Annotated in this window: 18 protein-coding genes; all 18 read left to right on the plus strand. The window is 64.6% G+C overall.

The genetic code is table 11. The annotated features are described in order from the left end of the window. The first annotated feature begins 13 nt into the window (after positions 1-13). The 18 genes from J7643_14080 (at position 14) to J7643_14165 (ending at position 16,344) form a co-directional block, all read left to right on the plus strand. Entirely contained in the window at positions 14-955 is a 942-nt protein-coding gene (locus J7643_14080; GenBank protein MBO9541713.1) for a hypothetical protein, read from the plus strand. Positions 956-1,081: 126 nt separating this feature from the next. Continuing rightward, a complete protein-coding gene (locus tag J7643_14085) occupies positions 1,082-3,109 on the plus strand; it encodes an MCP four helix bundle domain-containing protein (protein MBO9541714.1) in 2,028 nt (675 codons plus the stop codon). A gap of 156 nt (positions 3,110-3,265) precedes the next feature. After that, on the plus strand, positions 3,266-3,448 hold the full coding sequence (locus J7643_14090) for an AtpZ/AtpI family protein (GenBank protein ID MBO9541715.1): 183 nt from the start codon (positions 3,266-3,268) through the stop codon (positions 3,446-3,448). Then, positions 3,445-3,822, plus strand: a complete 378-nt coding sequence (locus J7643_14095) for a hypothetical protein (protein ID MBO9541716.1) — start codon at positions 3,445-3,447, stop codon at positions 3,820-3,822. The genes J7643_14090 and J7643_14095 overlap by 4 nt, the downstream gene beginning before the upstream one ends. Positions 3,823-3,835: 13 nt before the next feature. Continuing rightward, positions 3,836-4,702 (plus strand): F0F1 ATP synthase subunit A, encoded by an 867-nt coding sequence (gene atpB, locus J7643_14100; protein ID MBO9541717.1) that lies wholly within the window; start codon positions 3,836-3,838, stop codon positions 4,700-4,702. A gap of 98 nt (positions 4,703-4,800) precedes the next feature. Continuing rightward, positions 4,801-5,082, plus strand: a complete 282-nt coding sequence (gene atpE, locus J7643_14105; protein MBO9541718.1) for an ATP synthase F0 subunit C — start codon at positions 4,801-4,803, stop codon at positions 5,080-5,082. An 81-nt stretch (positions 5,083-5,163) separates the two neighbouring features. Further along, entirely contained in the window at positions 5,164-5,613 is a 450-nt protein-coding gene (locus J7643_14110; GenBank protein ID MBO9541719.1) for a hypothetical protein, read from the plus strand. Continuing rightward, the gene (locus J7643_14115; protein ID MBO9541720.1) at positions 5,610-6,101 is read left to right on the plus strand and encodes an ATP synthase F0 subunit B; all 492 of its coding nucleotides are present in this window, start codon (positions 5,610-5,612) and stop codon (positions 6,099-6,101) included. Before J7643_14110 ends, J7643_14115 begins: the two co-directional genes overlap by 4 nt. After that, entirely contained in the window at positions 6,083-6,616 is a 534-nt protein-coding gene (locus J7643_14120; GenBank protein ID MBO9541721.1) for a F0F1 ATP synthase subunit delta, read from the plus strand. The genes J7643_14115 and J7643_14120 overlap by 19 nt, the downstream gene beginning before the upstream one ends. 31 nt (positions 6,617-6,647) lie before the next feature. Continuing rightward, complete coding sequence (locus J7643_14125; GenBank protein ID MBO9541722.1) at positions 6,648-8,165, plus strand: F0F1 ATP synthase subunit alpha; 1,518 nt, start codon at positions 6,648-6,650, stop codon at positions 8,163-8,165. Between the two features lie 12 nt (positions 8,166-8,177). Further along, positions 8,178-9,056, plus strand: coding sequence for an ATP synthase F1 subunit gamma (gene atpG, locus J7643_14130; protein MBO9541723.1), 879 nt, complete (start codon positions 8,178-8,180; stop codon positions 9,054-9,056). Positions 9,057-9,073: 17 nt separating this feature from the next. After that, the gene (atpD, locus tag J7643_14135) at positions 9,074-10,504 is read left to right on the plus strand and encodes a F0F1 ATP synthase subunit beta (protein MBO9541724.1); all 1,431 of its coding nucleotides are present in this window, start codon (positions 9,074-9,076) and stop codon (positions 10,502-10,504) included. A gap of 3 nt (positions 10,505-10,507) precedes the next feature. Further along, positions 10,508-10,915, plus strand: a complete 408-nt coding sequence (locus J7643_14140) for a F0F1 ATP synthase subunit epsilon (protein ID MBO9541725.1) — start codon at positions 10,508-10,510, stop codon at positions 10,913-10,915. Between the two features lie 49 nt (positions 10,916-10,964). Beyond that, positions 10,965-12,632, plus strand: a complete 1,668-nt coding sequence (locus J7643_14145; GenBank protein MBO9541726.1) for a 5'-nucleotidase C-terminal domain-containing protein — start codon at positions 10,965-10,967, stop codon at positions 12,630-12,632. A gap of 239 nt (positions 12,633-12,871) precedes the next feature. Next, entirely contained in the window at positions 12,872-13,882 is a 1,011-nt protein-coding gene (locus J7643_14150; GenBank protein MBO9541727.1) for a hypothetical protein, read from the plus strand. Positions 13,883-13,909: 27 nt separating this feature from the next. After that, entirely contained in the window at positions 13,910-15,199 is a 1,290-nt protein-coding gene (locus J7643_14155; GenBank protein ID MBO9541728.1) for a hypothetical protein, read from the plus strand. 157 nt (positions 15,200-15,356) lie between these two features. Next, the gene (locus tag J7643_14160; GenBank protein MBO9541729.1) at positions 15,357-15,671 is read left to right on the plus strand and encodes a winged helix-turn-helix transcriptional regulator; all 315 of its coding nucleotides are present in this window, start codon (positions 15,357-15,359) and stop codon (positions 15,669-15,671) included. Next, positions 15,661-16,344, plus strand: coding sequence for an SdpI family protein (locus J7643_14165; protein ID MBO9541730.1), 684 nt, complete (start codon positions 15,661-15,663; stop codon positions 16,342-16,344). The genes J7643_14160 and J7643_14165 overlap by 11 nt, the downstream gene beginning before the upstream one ends. The last annotated feature ends 2 nt before the right edge of the window (positions 16,345-16,346 follow it).

Consider the following 16,346-nt stretch of genomic DNA (forward strand, 5'->3'; position numbering starts at 1 on the left):
AATTGAAAGGTTCATGCGGCGCAGTCTCGTCGCGCTCGCAGCGTGTAGCGTCCTGCTCGGGTGTCGCACCGTCGTGCCGGCGGCCTCGCCGTCATCCCCGGGGCGCGGAGCCGCCATGGAAGTGGCGGTCCGCTGGCCCCTGCGCACCACCCAGGTCATCCCCCTCAGCGCCGAGACAATCTGGCTGCGGGTCGAGAAGGACGGCGAGGTCTTGCAGGACGTCTTGATCCCGCGCCCCGAGGAGGGGACCGAAAGCCTCGTCGCCACTTCGAGCTTTTTCATGGACGCGGTGACGGGTCTTCAGGTCTTCGCCGCCGCTTTTCAGGCGGGGCAGGCCACCGCGGACGTGCCCATCGCCTCCGACATGGTGGCGGGCGTCGATCTGTACCCGAACCAGCGCACGGTGGTGACGCTCGACTTGAAACCGGCCGTCAAGCCGCTCGTCTCGTCCTTTTCCCCGAGCAACGGCGGCCCCGGCGCGCCCGTGGTCGTGCGCGGCGCCTTCGGTGCGAGCGGTTACTACCAGCTGGCCATCGGCCAGACCAGGCGTAGCGGCTCGCTCGATTCGGACGGCAACCTGGTCGCGAGCGTCCCGGCCGGGGCGCTCACGGGTCCCCTCTCGGTTCTCGCCGACGGGGTCCCGTCTGCCGAAGCCGGGACCTTCCGGGTCCTCTCCGCCTTGGCGCTCGCGCCGTTCTCTGCGAAGCTCAAGCCGGGCCAGCAACTGACCTTCGCTGCGGCGGCCCTCGATACCAAGGGGGTGGCCGTCTCCTCGCCCGCCATCACGCGCTGGGAACTCCTCGACCCGGAGAAATTCAGCTTGCCTGGCTCGCCCGAGAGCGACATCGGCACCCTCACCCCTGAGGGTGCCTTCACGGCCACATCGCCCGGCGTCGCCTGGATCTACGCCTGGTCGGGCTACCTCTTCGCCACCGCGTCGGTGACGGTCGAATAATCACCCGAAGTCGCCCCGCTCCCCGCGCCATTCATCGTTTTTTCATGATCGCCGCCTATCATGCGGCGACGTAAGGAACGCAGCGACCGATATCGGTCGCGATGAACAGGCACGACCGGAGGGTGTATGCGGCTTACGATTGGCAAGAAATTGACCGGTGGGTTCCTGGCGGTTTCGTTCATCGCATTGTTGGTCGGGGGCTTCTCCATCTCGCAGCTGAACGCCCTGAACGGGGCGACGCGCGAGATGGCGGACAACTGGCTTCCTGCGTCGATCACCGTGGGCAAGATCGACACCTACGCCTCGGACTTGCAGCGCCTGGTCTTGCGCAACATGATCCACCGCAGCCTCACGGACAAGCGTAACGACGAGCAAGAGATCGAGACGGTCCGCTCGAAGCTCGAGGCGCAGATGGACCGCTACGCGCCCACCATCACCTCCGAGGCGGAGCGCAAGGTCTTCGAGAAGATGAAGGATGCCTACCGCGACTACTGGCAGGGGATCCCCTCGCTGTTGGCCATGAGCCGCGCCGGGCGGGCTGACGAGGCCTATCAGGACTACAACCAGCGCGTGAACCCCCGCTACGCTCAGATCAAGACGACCATGGACGAACTGCTCGCCGTCAACGTCAAGGGCGGGGCGGCTGCGGCCGAGCAGTCCAAGCAGACCTACTCGCGGGCCTTCGGCCTGAGCATCACCGCCAACATCCTGCTCGTCTTCGCCTCGCTCGCTCTGGGTGCCTTCCTCGCCCGCCGCATCACCCGGAGCCTGGGCGCCATCTCGCAAGGGGCCGAGGCCATCGCGGGCGGCGATCTCGGGGTCAGGGTGCGCGTTTCGAGCAACGACGAGCTGGGGGACATGGCCCGGACCTTCGAGCGGATGACCGAGAGCCTTCGCCGGATCGTCGGAGAAGTGCGCCAGGTCGCCGGCAGCGTGGCGGCAGGCAGCGAACAGATCGGCTCCGGGACCGAGGAGCTCGCGCGCTCGGCCCAGGCCCAGGCCGCATCCGCCGAGCAAACGTCGAGCTCCATGGAGGAGATGGCCGCGAGCATCCAGCAGGTCTCGGGCAACGCCCAGGAGCTCGCCCGCAACGTGGCCGACACTTCGGCCTCCATCGAGGAGATGAGCCAGAGCATCCAACAGGTCGCCGGCAACGCCGACACCCTGTCGGCGGTCGTCACCCAGACCTCGGCCTCGATCGAGCAGATGGCCCAGAGCATCCAGCAGGTGGCCGGCAACGTCGAGGAGGCCAACGACGCGACCAAGCGCGCCGGAGCCGTGGCCGAGGGCGGTGCAAAGGCCGTTGAGCAGACCATCGACGGCATGGGGCGCATCGACGGCGCCATGCGCCAGGTCGTCACGGTCATCGACGGGCTCGGTAAGCGCTCGGCCGAGATCGGGGCGATCATCGCGGTGATCGACGACATCGCCGACCAGACGAATCTCCTGGCGCTCAACGCGGCGATCGAGGCAGCCCGGGCGGGTGAACACGGCCGGGGCTTCGCGGTCGTGGCCGACGAGGTCCGCAAGCTCGCCGAGCGCTCGGCCAAGGCCACCGGCGAGATCGCAAGCCTCATCAAGGCGGTTCAGCAAGAGACGAACCATGCGGTCGCCTCCACCCGTCAGGGCGAAGAGGCTCTCGTGGCGGGCACCCAGCTGGCCCGGAGCGCCGGTGAGGCCCTGCGCTCGATCGTGGACTCGGTTTCGCAGGTCAGCCTGCTCATGGACCAGATCGCCCAGTCGAGCCGCGAGCAATCGAGCGCTGCCGGCCAGATCACCGGGGCGGTGGAGCACATGAGCACCCTGACCCAGCAGACCAACCAGGCGACCCGTGAGCAGGCCAAGGCATCCCAGCAGATCCTCGCGGCCGTCGCGGCCATGAACCTCATGACCCAGGAGGTGAGCACGGCGACCGTCGAGCAGCGCAAGGGCGGCGATCAGGTGCTCCTGGCCGTCGAGAACATCAGCCGCTCCACCCAGGAGGCCGCGAGCGCGACCAGCCAGATCTCGCAGTCGGCGGACGATCTCCGCGCACAAGCCCACAAGCTGCTGGAAGCCATCGCCTTCTTCAAGGACTCCGCAGCCCCGAACAACCCCGATGCGTCGCTGACGGTGGCACGGGCGCCCCAGCTCCTCGCCGGCAACCGCTATTAGCGGCAAAGCCCCCATCCTCGCCTCGGATCAGGTGCGCCGTTCGCCTTGTCGGGCGGCGCAATCCGTGTTACAACTGGGTTAAATCTCGATCAAGTTGACCTCGGATCCGCAAGGCGAGTCGCTCCGGCTTCGATAGCTGGAAGAGAGGGGGGCGATTTGAAGGGGATTGAGGCCGCTTACGGCTTTGCCGGTGCTCTCTTGGGGGGCACCGCGCTCGGGTATCTGGTCGACCGTTGGCTTGGCGTGGCCCCTTGGGGTCTGCTCACGGGCGCGGTGCTCGGGTTCGCGACCGGTCTCTACGCGCTGTACGTGGCCCTGATGCGGCAGGACGGGAAATGACGCTTTCGCGCTTGCAAACGACCCTGACCGCTCAAATGGCTCTCGCGGGCCTGGCGTCCGCCCTCGTCGGCTGGATCGTCCGCGCGCCCGAGTGGGGACTTTCGGCCGCGCTCGGCTTTTGGGCCAACGCGGCCTATTTCTGGCTCCTGCGCGTGCAGGTGGACCGGATGGTCGGCCGCGAACGGCGCCCCGGGCTCCTGATGACCATGGTCTCGGTGCTCGGGCGTCAGGTGGTTTGTCTTTTGGCCTTCATGGTCGCCTTCCTGCTCTGGGGAAGCGCCTGGTGGCTTTGTCTCGGGGCGATCGTGCTCGGCCGCAACTGGGCCATGATCGTCAATCACACGCAGGGGACGCTCAAGAGCGAAGCCTGCTGAGGAGGACTCGGGTTTGTCACAAGCATTCTTGCTGGCTGAAGCGGAGAGCGCCGAGCATGGCGCTCACGCGGCCGAGCACGGCGCTGCGGCCTCGCACGCCGAGGGCCACGGCACCAGCCACACCGCCGAACTGAGCATCATCCCCGACCACTGGAAGATGGAGACTCCCTACGGCGTGGTCCACGCGGACACCGTCCTCTCCACCGTCTTCGCCATGGCGATCGCCCTGATCGCCTTCGGGCTTCTGGGCCGCTCGGTCGCCATGCGCCCGGCGGACGTCAAGGTCAAGCGCGCGAGCGCCATCGAGCAGATCCTGGGCTTCATCCAGAAGATCCTCGACGACTTCGTCGGCAAGGGCTCGAGCCAGTACCTCTGGTACATCGGCTCGCTCTTCATCTTCATCCTGGTGGCCAACTGGCTGTCCCTGCTGCCCTGGGCGGCGTGGCAGCTCTCGGGCCTCGGCAACAGCCTGGCTGCGGCGCTCCACATCAACGCGCCCCACGGCCTGGTCTACCACGCCCCTACCGCGGACCTCAACACCACCGTGGCCCTGGCTCTGTTGAGCCTCGCCATGTACTGGGTGGCCGGCATCGCCAAGAACGGCATCGGCGGCTTCCTGGGTCACCACTGGTTCGCCAAGCCCTTCATCCTGTTCCCGCTGCGCATGCTCGAGGACATCACCCGTCCCGTTTCGCTCGCGCTGCGACTGTTCGCGAACATCCTGGCCGGCCACATCGTGGGCACGGTGCTCCTCGGGATGGCGCTGGTCGGCGCTGCCGCCCTGCTGCCCCTCGAGATGTTCGTCGGGGCCATCCAGGCCTTCATCTTTGCGACCCTCTCCGCCTCCTACATCGGCGGGGCCGTCCAAGAGCATCACTAGTACTAGTGTTCTAGTCGGTTATCCTACCACTCGACCTCGTTCCGAATCTGAAAGGAGATTCCCCCACCATGGCTATTGATCCTACGACCGTCACCGCGATGGCTTCGCTCGGCGGCTTCGCTGCCCTCGGCGCCGGCTTCGCTATCGGCGTCGGCATGTTCGGTCCCGCGCTCGGCGAAGGCAACCTCTTCGGCAAGACGATCGAAGGCATCGCCCGTAACCCCGAGGCCCAGGGCCGCCTCCAGGGCACCATGTTCATCACCTTCGCCCTGCTCGAAGTTCTCGCGCTGTTCGCGTTCGTTATCTCGATCATGCTCGTGACCCAGATCGCGACCCCGATGGCCACCCAGCTCCTCGAGATCGCCAAGACCTCGATGTAAGCTCGCCTCGCCGGAGAGGGCTGATGCCCTCTCCGGCGACGCTTCCCTTTTATCCAGCTCACAGAACAGGAGTCATCCTCGATGTTGGAGTTCAACCTGACCCTGTGGATCCAGATGGCATTGTTTCTGGTGTTCGCCGGGCTCATGAACGCCGTCTTCTTCCGCCCGGTCACCAAGGTCCTCGAGGAGCGTCGCGCCTACGTCGCCTCCAAGCACGCCCAGGCCAAGGACGACCTCAAGACCATCCAGAACCTGCAGGAAGACTACGAGGCCCGTCTCAAGGCGGCTCGCCTCGAGGCTCAGGAAGCCGTCTCGACCGCCGTCAACGAGGCCGAGCGCAAGCGTCAGGCCAGCATGGCCGCGGTCAAGAGCGAAGTCGAGCAGCAAATCGCCGGCGCCCGTGAAGCGATCCGCACCGAGCGCGATCAGGCCCTCTCGAGCCTGACGGGCGACGTGAATCAACTCGCCGCGCAGATCGCGCGCAAGGTGGGCGCTGAGCCCGCCGTCGTCAGCGGAGGAGCCGAGGCGTGATCCTGCAAATCATCTTTTCTGTCGTCAACTTCCTGCTGATCGTCTTCTTGCTCTACAAGGTCGGCGGTCCCAAGGTCTCCCAGCTCCTGCGTGCCAAGCACGAGGAGAACCGCCTCGCCCTCGAGGCCGCCGAGACCGCCCAGGCCGAGGCCGCCAAGGAGCTCGCGAGCTACCGCGATCGCCTCGCCAACGTGGACGCCGAGCTCGCCGAGATCGTGAGCAAGGCCAAGCAGGTGGCCACCCAGGCCGCCAGCGACATTCACCAGAACACCGAGGCCGACGCGGCGCGCCTCAAGCAGCATGCCGAGAGCGAGATCGCTCGCGAGAAGGCCAACGCCCAGCTCGCCATCCGCCAGGAGATCATGCGCCAGGCCGTCGCCGCCGCCGAGGCCGAGATGCGTCGCAGCATGAACGCCGACACCCAGCGCAAGCTGGTGGCGACCTTCATTGAGAAAGTGGGAGACGGTTCATGCGCAATCAAGCTGTAGCCCAGCGTTACGCCGAGGCCCTGTTCCAGGTCGCTTCGGCCCAGGGCAATCTCGACAAGGTCGACGCGGAGCTTGCGGGTCTCGCCCAGGTTCTCTCCGAGAACAAGGAGCTCGTGAACTTCCTCTCGAGCCCCATCGTCGAAGCCTCGGACAAGAAGCAGGTCGTCACCCAGCTCTTCACGGGCAAGGTCGACCCCATGGTCTTCAACACCATGCTTCTGATGCTCGACAAGAAGCGCGGTGAGGCCCTCTCGGCTCTGCACGAGGCCTTCCGCACCCTGTTCAACGACTATCGCAAGCGCACCAAGGTGCGCGTCGTCAGCGCCCTGCCCATGGACGAGCAGGAGATGGCCGGGATCAAGCAGCAGCTCGCCAAGGCGACCTCGCGCGAGATCGAGATGGAAGTCGCCGTCGACCCCGAGATCATCGGTGGGCTGGTCGTCTCCATCGGTGACCAGGTCATCGACAGCAGCCTGAAGGGTCGTCTGGAATCACTGGCCCGTACCTTGGCCTAAGCTTACGCGTTCGAAAGAGGAGCACGCCATGATTGGCATTCGTCACGATGAGATCACCGCTGTCCTGCGGCAGCAGATTGAGAAATACCAGACCGAGATGACGGTCACCAACACCGGGACCGTCCTCGAAGTGGGCGACGGCATCGCCCGCATCCACGGCCTCGAGAAGGCCATGGCCGGCGAGCTTCTCGACTTCGGCAACGACGTCACGGGCATGGTCTTCAACCTCGAAGAAGACAACGTGGGCGCCGTTATTCTCGGCGACTACAAGAAGATCAAGGAAGGCGACGTCGTCAAGGCCACCGGCCGCATCGCTTCGGTGCCCGTCGGTGACGCCCTCTTGGGCCGCGTCGTCAACGCCATCGGCATGCCGATCGACGGCAAGGGTCCCATCCAGACCGACAAGTTCCGTCCGGTCGAAGGCCAGGCCCCCGGCATCATCGCCCGTAAGTCGGTCCACGAGCCGATGCAGACCGGCATCATGGGCGTCGACGCGATGATCCCCGTCGGCCGCGGCCAGCGCGAGCTGATCATCGGCGACCGTCAGACCGGTAAGACCGCGATCGCCCTCGACACGATCATCAACCAGAAGGGCAAGGACGTCGTCTGCATCTACGTCGCGGTCGGCCAGAAGGCCTCGACCGTGGCCCGCGTCGTCAAGGCGCTCGAAGACGCCGACGCCATGAGCTACTCGATCGTCGTCGCCGCGACCGCCGAAGAGGTCGCCCCCCTGCAGTTCATCGCCCCCTTCGCGGGTGCTGCGATGGGCGAGGAGTTCATGTACAACGGCAAGCACGTCTTGATCGTGTACGACGACCTCACCAAGCAGGCCTGGGCCTACCGCGAGATGTCGCTGCTGCTCCGTCGTCCGCCCGGCCGCGAAGCCTACCCCGGCGACGTGTTCTACCTCCACAGCCGTCTGCTCGAGCGCGGCGCGAAGCTGTCCGACGAGATGGGCGCCGGTTCCATGACCGCCCTCCCCATCATCGAGACCCAGGCGGGCGACGTGTCGGCCTACATCCCGACCAACGTCATCTCGATCACCGACGGCCAGATCTTCCTCGAGTCCGACCTCTTCAACGCCGGCTTCCGCCCCGCGGTCAACGTCGGTATCTCGGTCAGCCGCGTCGGCGGTTCGGCCCAGACCAAGGCCATGAAGTCGGTCGCCGGTAAGATCAAGGGCGAGCTCGCCCAGTACCGTGAGCTGGCGGCGTTCGCGCAGTTCGCCTCGGACCTGGACAAGGTCACCCTGGCCCAGCTGTCGCGCGGTCAGCGCCTCATGGAGATCATGAAGCAGCCCCAGTACAGCCCCCTGTCGGTCGGCCAGCAGGTCATGGTCATCTACATGGGCACCCAGGGCATGCTCGACGACGTCGAGGTCAAGGACGTGCTCCGCTTCAAGAACGAGTTCCTGGCCTACGCCAAGAACAACCTCGGTGCGATGCTCGACGAGGTCAGCACCAAGGGTCAGTTCTCCGACGACCAGAAGAAGCAGATCGACGAGGCCGTCAAGACCTTCAAGTCGACCCTCTTCACCGCCAAGAAGTAGGAAGGACCCCTCATGCCGCTTAACGCAAAAGAAATCCGGCGGCGGATCAAGGGCTTCGCGAGCACCCGGCAGATCACCAAGGCCATGGAAATGGTCGCGGCGGCCAAGGTCCGCCGCGCCCAGGCCCGGGTCACCGCTGCCCGGCCCTACGCCGAAGGCATCAAGGGCATGTTCGCCGCGGTCACCGCTCAGGTGCCCGCCGGCGACATCGAGGCCAAGCTGCTCGAGCGCCGCGAGATCAAGAACGTCGCCGTGGTCGTCGTGACCTCGGACAAGGGCCTGTCCGGCGCTTACAACTCCAACGTCCTGCGCGCGGCGGTCAACCGCCTGCGCGAGTGGCGCGAGAAGGGGATCGAGCCCAAGCTGATCATCATCGGCACCAAGGGCGTCGGCTTCTTCAAGCACTCCAACTTCGAGGTGCTGTCGCGCTACACCAACCTCCCCCAGATCCCGACCTTCACCGAGGCCACGGTCATCTGCGAGGAGATCGCCAAGCTCTACACGGACGAAGCCGTGGACAAGGTGGAGCTCGTCTACACCCAGTTCCACTCCATGCTTCGCTACACCCCCGAGGTCCTGGACCTACTGCCCGCGACCCTGCCCGAAACCGGCGCGGTCAAGTCTCAGCAGACTGACTACATCTTCGAGCCTTCCGCTGGCGCCATGATCGAGGAACTGATTCCCAAGTACCTCGAAACCGTGGTCTTCCAGTCCCTCTTGGAGAGCACCACGTCTCAGCTGGCCAGCCAGATGGCCGCCATGAGCTCGGCCACCAAGAATGCGGGTGAGATGATCGACCAGCTGACGATCGTCCTGAACAAGGCGCGTCAGGGTGCGATCACCCAGGAAATCCTCGAGGTCGTCGGCGGCGCCGAGGCGTTGAACGCATAAAGGAGAGAGATTCACACATGACTGCTACGGCAACGAAAGGCAACCTGGGCGAAGTGACCCAGGTCATCGGGCCCGTGATCGACGTCTTCTTCGCCGATCACCTGCCTGCCATCTACAACGCCTTGAACATCGAAGGCACCACGGACTCGGGCGTCAAGGTCAGCCTCGTCGCTGAGGTCCAGCAGCACCTCGGCGACAACCGCGTCCGCGCGGTCGCCATGAGCTCGACCGACGGTCTGACCCGCGGCATGAAGGTCCTCGACACCGGCGCCCCCATCTCGGTGCCCGTCGGTGACCTGACCAAGGGCCGCATCTTCAACGTCCTCGGCCAGCCCGTCGACGAGAAGCCCGCGCCCGAAGGCGCCCCCATGTGGTCCATCCACCGCTCGGCCCCCAAGCTGGTCGATATGGAAGTGACCCCCCAGGTCCTCGAGACCGGCATCAAGGTCGTCGACCTGCTGGCCCCCTACCTCAAGGGCGGTAAGATCGGTCTGTTCGGCGGCGCCGGCGTCGGCAAGACGGTCATCATCCAGGAGCTGATCAACAACATCGCCAAGTTCCACTCGGGCGTGTCGGTGTTCGGCGGCGTGGGCGAGCGCACCCGCGAGGGCAACGACCTCTACCACGAAATGACCGACTCGGGCGTTATCAAGAACACCTGCCTGGTCTACGGTCAGATGAACGAGCCGCCCGGTGCGCGTATGCGCGTCGGCCTGACGGCGCTGACCATGGCCGAGTACTTCCGTGACGAGCAGAAGCAGGACGTGCTGCTGTTCATCGACAACATCTTCCGCTTCACCCAGGCGGGTTCGGAAGTGTCGGCGCTGCTGGGCCGTATGCCCTCGGCGGTCGGCTACCAGCCCACCCTCGCCACCGAGATGGGCGGCCTCCAGGAGCGCATCGCGTCGACCAAGGACGGTTCGATCACCTCGATCCAGGCGATCTACGTGCCCGCGGACGACTACACCGACCCGGCTCCGGCCACCGCGTTCCTTCACCTGGACGCCACCACCAACCTGAACCGCGCCCTGACCGAGATCGGCATCTACCCCGCGGTGGATCCCCTGGCCTCGACCTCGCGCGCGCTCGATCCCGGCGTCGTCGGCGAAGAGCACTACGCCGTCGCCCGTGAAGTCCAGCGCATCCTCCAGAAGTACAAGGAGCTGCAGGACATCATCGCGATCCTGGGTATGGAAGAGCTCTCGGCCGAGGACAAGATCACGGTCGGCCGTGCCCGCCGTCTCCAGCGCTTCCTCTCGCAGCCCTTCTTCGTCGCGGAAGTCTTCACCGGCAGCCCCGGCAAGTACGTCAAGCTCGCGGACACCATCCGCAGCTTCAAGGAAGTCTGCGAAGGCAAGCACGACGACCTCCCCGAGCAGGCCTTCTACATGGTCGGCTCGATCGAGGAAGCGGTCGAGAAGGCCAAGCAGCTCCAGGCGAAGGGCTAAACTATGCCGTTCAAGCTTGAAGTCATCTCGCCCGATCGGGTGGTCTTCGCCGAGGACGTCGACTTCATCGCGGTGCGCGGCGTCGAAGGGGAGCTGGGCATCCTGCCCAGCCACACCCCCCTCTTCACCAAGCTCAACGTGGACCTCCTGACGGTCCACCAGGGCGACAAGCGTGAAGTGGTGGCGGTGATGGGCGGCTTCCTGGACGTCCAGCCCGAGAAGGTCACCATCCTCACGGACGCCGCCGAGCGCGCCAGCGAGATCGACGCCATCCGGGCCCGTCAGGCCAAGGAGCGCGCCGAGATCCAGGCCGGCAAGGTCAAGGACGTCGAGGCGGAGGCTGCCCTCCACCGCGCCGTCATCCGTCTGAAGGCCGTCGATCTGATCGGCGCCGCGCGGGTGATGCGGTAACGCCTCAATTAAATACAGCCCCCACTGCTCGTCATGAGAGGTTCGACCCTTGAAGACTCATAAGCGCAAGTTGGCGGCGATGATTGGCACGGCTCTGCTCCTTTCGGGGCAGGGCTTTGCCGTTCAAGCCGCTCCCGAATCGGTCGAGCTGACGCTGCTCGGCACCACCGACGTGCACGGCCACGTCTACCCCACCACCTACTACACGGACAAGGACGAGGCCCTGGGTCTCGCCAAGGTCCACACCCTGATCAAGCAGTACCGCGCCAAGAACCCTCACACCCTCCTGGTGGACTCGGGCGACATGCTGCAGGGCTCGCCCCTGCCCTACGTCCAGGCCAAGGTCCACAACGACCGCGGCCCCAACCCCATGATCCAGGCGATGAACGCCATGAAGTACGACGTCTTCGGCGTCGGCAACCACGAGTTCAACTTCGGGATCCCGCACCTCAAGCAGGCCGAGAAGGAGGCGCAGTTCCCCTTCGTCAGCTGCAACATCTACTACACCGGCACCGACAAGACCCTCTTCAAGCCCTACGTCATCAAGGAAGTGGCCGGGGTCAAGGTCGGGATCCTCGGCTTCACCCCCCCCGGCATCGTGCTGTGGGACAAGGACAACATCAAGGGCACGCTCGAGGCCCGGGACCTGATCGTCTCGGCCAAGCGCTGGGTGCCCGAGATCAAGGCCAAGGGCGCCGACATTGTGCTCGCCATCCCGCACGCGGGTCTCGGCGGCAGCTACGTGCCGGCCTACACCGGCTACTCGCCCAGCTCGGGCCTGCCCCCCGAGAACGTGGCCATCGAGCTGGCCAAGCAGGTCCCCGGCCTCGACCTGATCTTCGCCGGCCACTCCCACCAGGACGTGCCCAGCGAGGTCGTCAACGGCGTCGCCATCGCGCAGGCCTCCCTGTGGGGCAAGCGCCTGGTGGTGGGCGACGTGAAGCTCACCAAGCATGACGGCCGCTGGCAGGTCGTCTCCAAGGCCACCACGACCCTCGGGGTGGACGGCGTGACGCCCGACCCGGAGGTGCTCGAAGCCACCAAGGTCGCCCACGATGCGACCGTCAAGTACGTTCACTCGCCGATCGCGCGGACCAATTCCGAGTGGTCGGCCAAGGAGAGCGTCATCAAGGACACGCCGATCCTGGACCTCATCAACGAGGTGCAGCGCAAGGCGACCGGCGCCCAGCTCGCCTCGGCGGCCTCGTTCAACCTGGACGCGGTGCTCGCCAAGGGCAACATCACCATCGCGGACATCGCGGGGCTCTACCCCTACGAGAACAACATGGTGGCGATCAAGCTGAACGGCAAGAAGCTGAAGCAGTACCTGGAGTTCTCGGCCCACTACTACCTGCCGTTCGATGGCGGCCCGGTGAAGATCAACCCCGAGGTCCGGACCTACAACTACGACATGGTCTCGGGCGTCGACTACAAGATCGACCTGAGCAAGCCTCTCGGCAGCCGGATCGTGGGCCTGTCCTACAAGGGCAAGCCGGTCAAGGACAACCAGGAGTTCACCATGGCCCTCAACTCCTACCGTCACAGCGGCGGCGGGGGCTACGAGATGCTCAAGGACTGCCCGGTCGTCTACGATCGTCAGGAGAGCATCCGCGAGCTGATCATCGACTACCTCAAGACCAAGAAGACCATCCAGCCCAAGGATGTCTTCAAAGCCAACTGGGAACTGCTGCCGGCTGCGGCCGCGAAGCTGCCTTAAGCGAATCGAACCGATAAAAGAGAGGCTGTTTCAGCATGCTGAAACAGCCTCTCTTTTTATGTTTTTGATTAAATAACGACACTTTCATAAAAACATTGAGACGTGGAGCGCAATAGGCAAAAATGCCTAAAGTTCATGAATTTTCAGAAAAATAAGCATTTTTTGGGAATAGGAGGAGCAAGCGTTCCGGTTTATGGAGCGCGCGCATCGCGAGTCGCGTCTTGAACAAGGAGCTGCCCATGAAAGCAACATGGTTAAGCCGAACCCTCACGATTGGACTTTCCGCTGGTATTCTCACCGCTTTTGCCGACCAGAGCTCCGCGACCAACTACACGGACCTGCCGAGGCCCGGAGAGGTGGTTTCGGGCAACAGTCGCACCGTCACCACTCATCAGACGACGAGAGGCACGCAAAACGGCGTGCGCGGCAGCTGGGTCACGGTCACCCAGCAGTCCTTCAAGAAGAGCTACCCCTCCTGGGTGACGGAGGAGGCCTACAACGACGCGGTTCGAAACGCCGCCGGCGGCGACGTGAGCGGCCTGAACGACAACGACTGGCGCCGCGTCATGGAGTGGTGGCCGAACTCCATCTCCTCGGCCTGGAAGAGCGAGATGGGCTCGAACTGGGCCTCCCCCGGTAACGCCCACCAGCGCACCATCGATCCGCTGGTCCTCGACCTGAACGGCAACGGCGAGATCGACGTCACGGGCAAGAGCGCCGCCAAGTTCCGAGCCAAGGAGAACATGACCTTCGTCGCGCAAGGCTCGGTCATGTTCGACCTCAAGGGCACCGGCAAGCCCATCCGGACCGAATGGATCAAGCAGGGTGACGGCTTTCTGGTCGATAACCGCAACAACCGGGCGGTAGAGATCGTCAAGCAGGGCAAGGATCTGAGCATCGTGAACCTGTTCGGCGACGATGGGGGCCACCTGAGCGGCTTCCGGAAGCTCGCCTACCTCTTCGACCCCAACGGCAAGGTCGCTTCCACGGACAACCCCCTCTCGATCAACCTGGGCGTCCTCAAGGGCAAGACCCTCGACGACATGCTCGTCTGGATCGACGACGGCGACGGCAAGGCGACCGTCAAGGAGCTTCACACCCTCTCTTCGCTGGGCATTACCGAGATCAAGCTGCCCTCGCGCGTCGTTCAGAACCAGCAGGGCGAGTACCTGGAGCGTGCGACCTTCACCCGCAAGGGCAAGGTGTTCAACATCCAGGAAGTCTGGTTCGCGAACCAGGACGAGGAGTAGGCATTCGAGAGTGGGGAGAAAAACGCCATGAGAAAGCATCATTTCGGTAAGGTGTTGCTCGCCCTGGTGGGTGCGGCGACCGTCGTCCTGCCGGCCGGCCCCGCGCTGGCCAACTGGCAGCTGACGGGGACCAGCAGCAACACGTACTTCGTGCCCGACGTCTATCAAGGCCGCAAGCTGGCGAATTCCGCGGTCGATACCCGCTACGTGCCCGCCGGCACCCAGCGCTTCGACGGTGCCAAGCAACTGGTCTCGAAGACCCCCCGCGAAGTCAGGACCGACCTCAAGAATCCCTCGAAGGAGCGCCTCGACAACGGCATCTACGAGGTTTACAAGCTGGTAAAGTTCGACCTGTGGAATGACGCCCAGTACCAGACCCCCTGGACCCTCTACAACATGAAGCAGAAGCAGTCCCAGACCACCAACTTCTTCGTCTTCGAGTGGCGGGACCAGATCAGCGGGGCGATCATCCGCGACAACGACCCCAACTTCGAGGTGGGCCCCTGGACCAACATCGGCAGCACCGAGAAGGACACGGTCGCAGCCACCGGGGCGGACCTCTGGCCTCAACTGGTGAAGGAGGACTTCCGGAGCGAGAACCGGGACGTCATGCTCGCCCGCGTGCCCCTCTCGCTGGCCTCGAACGAGGCGGCGAAGGCCAAGAGCGCGACTTTCCTCTCGGATAGCGGCAGCGGCGGCAACGCCACCGCGGTTTCCGGCTCGCAGAAGCGCGTGACCTTCAAGGCGGACGAGGCCATCGTCTCGGAAACCAAGAAGGAAACCACGGGCGGGTCCGGCGGCATCGGGAGCGACAACCTGATCGGGGGCGTCGGCACGGGTGTCGGCGGCTCCACCACCGGCAACGGTAACGCCAACGGTACCGGTAATGGCAATGCTACCCCGGCGCCAAGCCCGACTCCGACCCCTGCTCCGGTCGTCAGCACCGACAAGGGCTTCGCGATGGAGGACTGGTACGGCACCTGGCAGAGCAAGGGCAAGTCCGGAAACGGCTACGACTACCAGATCGTCATCAAGAAGTACAGCAACAAGACCTTCCAGTACAACTTCGACAGCTGGTTCAACGCGGACAAGTTCGATCGGATGCCTGCGACGAGCTTCTCGTACAACGGCGCCTTCACGAGCGACAAGAAGGAGCAGTACAAGGACAGCGACGGCTGGCTCAACTGCGAGCTGAAGCTGGAGCGTGACAAGAGCGGCAAGCTCAAGCTGAAGGGCAAGGTCACGATCTACGAGACCGACCTCCTCGGCTTCAAGACCAAGAACAAGAAGACCTACGACGTCGAGCTGACCAAGTAGGCTACCGCCAAAGCAGGAGGGCCCCCCATCGATGGGGGGCCCTCCTGCTTTGTAGCCCTCAGAGGGTGCTCATCGAATTTTTTGAGCGCTTGACTGCTTTTGGGTTGCTTGGGTATATAGATATTTAGGCAAGCATCTAAATGATGGAGGTGTGCGAATGCCCCTTTCCGAGGTCTTCAAGGCTCTGGCCGATCCGACCCGTCGCCAGATTCTCGACCGTCTCAAGCACGGTCCGCTCTCGGCGGGCGAGATTGCGGAAGGGTTCGCCATGTCCAAGCCGTCGGTCTCGCACCACCTGGCCCTGCTCAAGGGAGCGGGCCTCATCGAGAGCGAGAAGAACGGCCAGTTCGTCATCTACGCGCTCAATCTCTCGGTGTTCGAGGAGGTGGCGGCGATGATGTTCGACCTCTTCTCGGTGGAGCCCGCCAAGCATCCTGCCCCCGACGTCAAAGGAGCCGCCCATGAAGCTTGATTGGCGCGCCCTGGCCCTTCCTCTCTCGTTGCTCGCCTTCAACCTGGTGATCGGGCTGGGGGCGCTCCTCTCGGGACGCTTGCCGGATCCTGCCCCCAGCGGCTGGTGGCAGGGCGAGCCTGTCGCCTTCGCGCCCGCCTGGATGGTGGCGCTGCGGGTTCCCGGCTTCATGCTCGTGGCGATGCTGATGATGGGCGTCGGCCTGCGCTGGGACCCGGTGCTTGTCGCCGATGCGCGCAAGCGTCAAGGAGCCTGGGGGCCGATCCTGAATCTGGTGCTCGCGGTCGCGTCGCTGACCAATCTTAAGTTGCTCTCAATGTTGGCGAACGGTCAGGTCAATCTCAGGCTTTCAATCTGGGACTGCGTTGCCCTGGGGGTGCTCTTCATCGGGATGGGCAACTTCATCGCCAAGAGCGGAAGCAACGGCTTCTGGGCTTTCCGGACGCCCTGGACCTCGCGCAGCGAGAAGGTCTACCGCGAGACCCAGCGGTTGGCCGGGTGGCTTCTGGTGGCCTGGGGCCTGCTCTCGATCTTCGGCTCGCCGTGGCTGATGAGGCTCTCGAACGAGCTGCTGGGGGGCCTCTTCGTGGCCTTCCTCGTGTTCGACTGGCTCGTGGCCATGGGCTTCTCGTTCTGGCTTGATCGGCAAGAGCGCGCCCGGTGCGCGTCGTGACG

This window comes from bacterium, assembly GCA_017744355.1.
Taxonomy (GTDB): domain Bacteria; phylum Cyanobacteriota; class Sericytochromatia; order S15B-MN24; family UBA4093; genus JAGIBK01.

Coding starts and splice junctions, on each gene's coding strand:
- J7643_14080 (MBO9541713.1), top strand. CDS start 14: ATGCGGCGCAGTCTCGTCGCGCTCGCAGCGTGTAGCGTCCTGCTCGGG.
- J7643_14085 (MBO9541714.1), top strand. CDS start 1,082: ATGCGGCTTACGATTGGCAAGAAATTGACCGGTGGGTTCCTGGCGGTT.
- J7643_14095 (MBO9541716.1), top strand. CDS start 3,445: ATGACGCTTTCGCGCTTGCAAACGACCCTGACCGCTCAAATGGCTCTC.
- atpE (MBO9541718.1), top strand. CDS start 4,801: ATGGCTTCGCTCGGCGGCTTCGCTGCCCTCGGCGCCGGCTTCGCTATC.
- J7643_14110 (MBO9541719.1), top strand. CDS start 5,164: ATGTTGGAGTTCAACCTGACCCTGTGGATCCAGATGGCATTGTTTCTG.
- J7643_14120 (MBO9541721.1), top strand. CDS start 6,083: ATGCGCAATCAAGCTGTAGCCCAGCGTTACGCCGAGGCCCTGTTCCAG.
- atpG (MBO9541723.1), top strand. CDS start 8,178: ATGCCGCTTAACGCAAAAGAAATCCGGCGGCGGATCAAGGGCTTCGCG.
- atpD (MBO9541724.1), top strand. CDS start 9,074: ATGACTGCTACGGCAACGAAAGGCAACCTGGGCGAAGTGACCCAGGTC.
- J7643_14140 (MBO9541725.1), top strand. CDS start 10,508: ATGCCGTTCAAGCTTGAAGTCATCTCGCCCGATCGGGTGGTCTTCGCC.
- J7643_14150 (MBO9541727.1), top strand. CDS start 12,872: ATGAAAGCAACATGGTTAAGCCGAACCCTCACGATTGGACTTTCCGCT.
- J7643_14155 (MBO9541728.1), top strand. CDS start 13,910: ATGAGAAAGCATCATTTCGGTAAGGTGTTGCTCGCCCTGGTGGGTGCG.
- J7643_14160 (MBO9541729.1), top strand. CDS start 15,357: ATGCCCCTTTCCGAGGTCTTCAAGGCTCTGGCCGATCCGACCCGTCGC.
- J7643_14165 (MBO9541730.1), top strand. CDS start 15,661: ATGAAGCTTGATTGGCGCGCCCTGGCCCTTCCTCTCTCGTTGCTCGCC.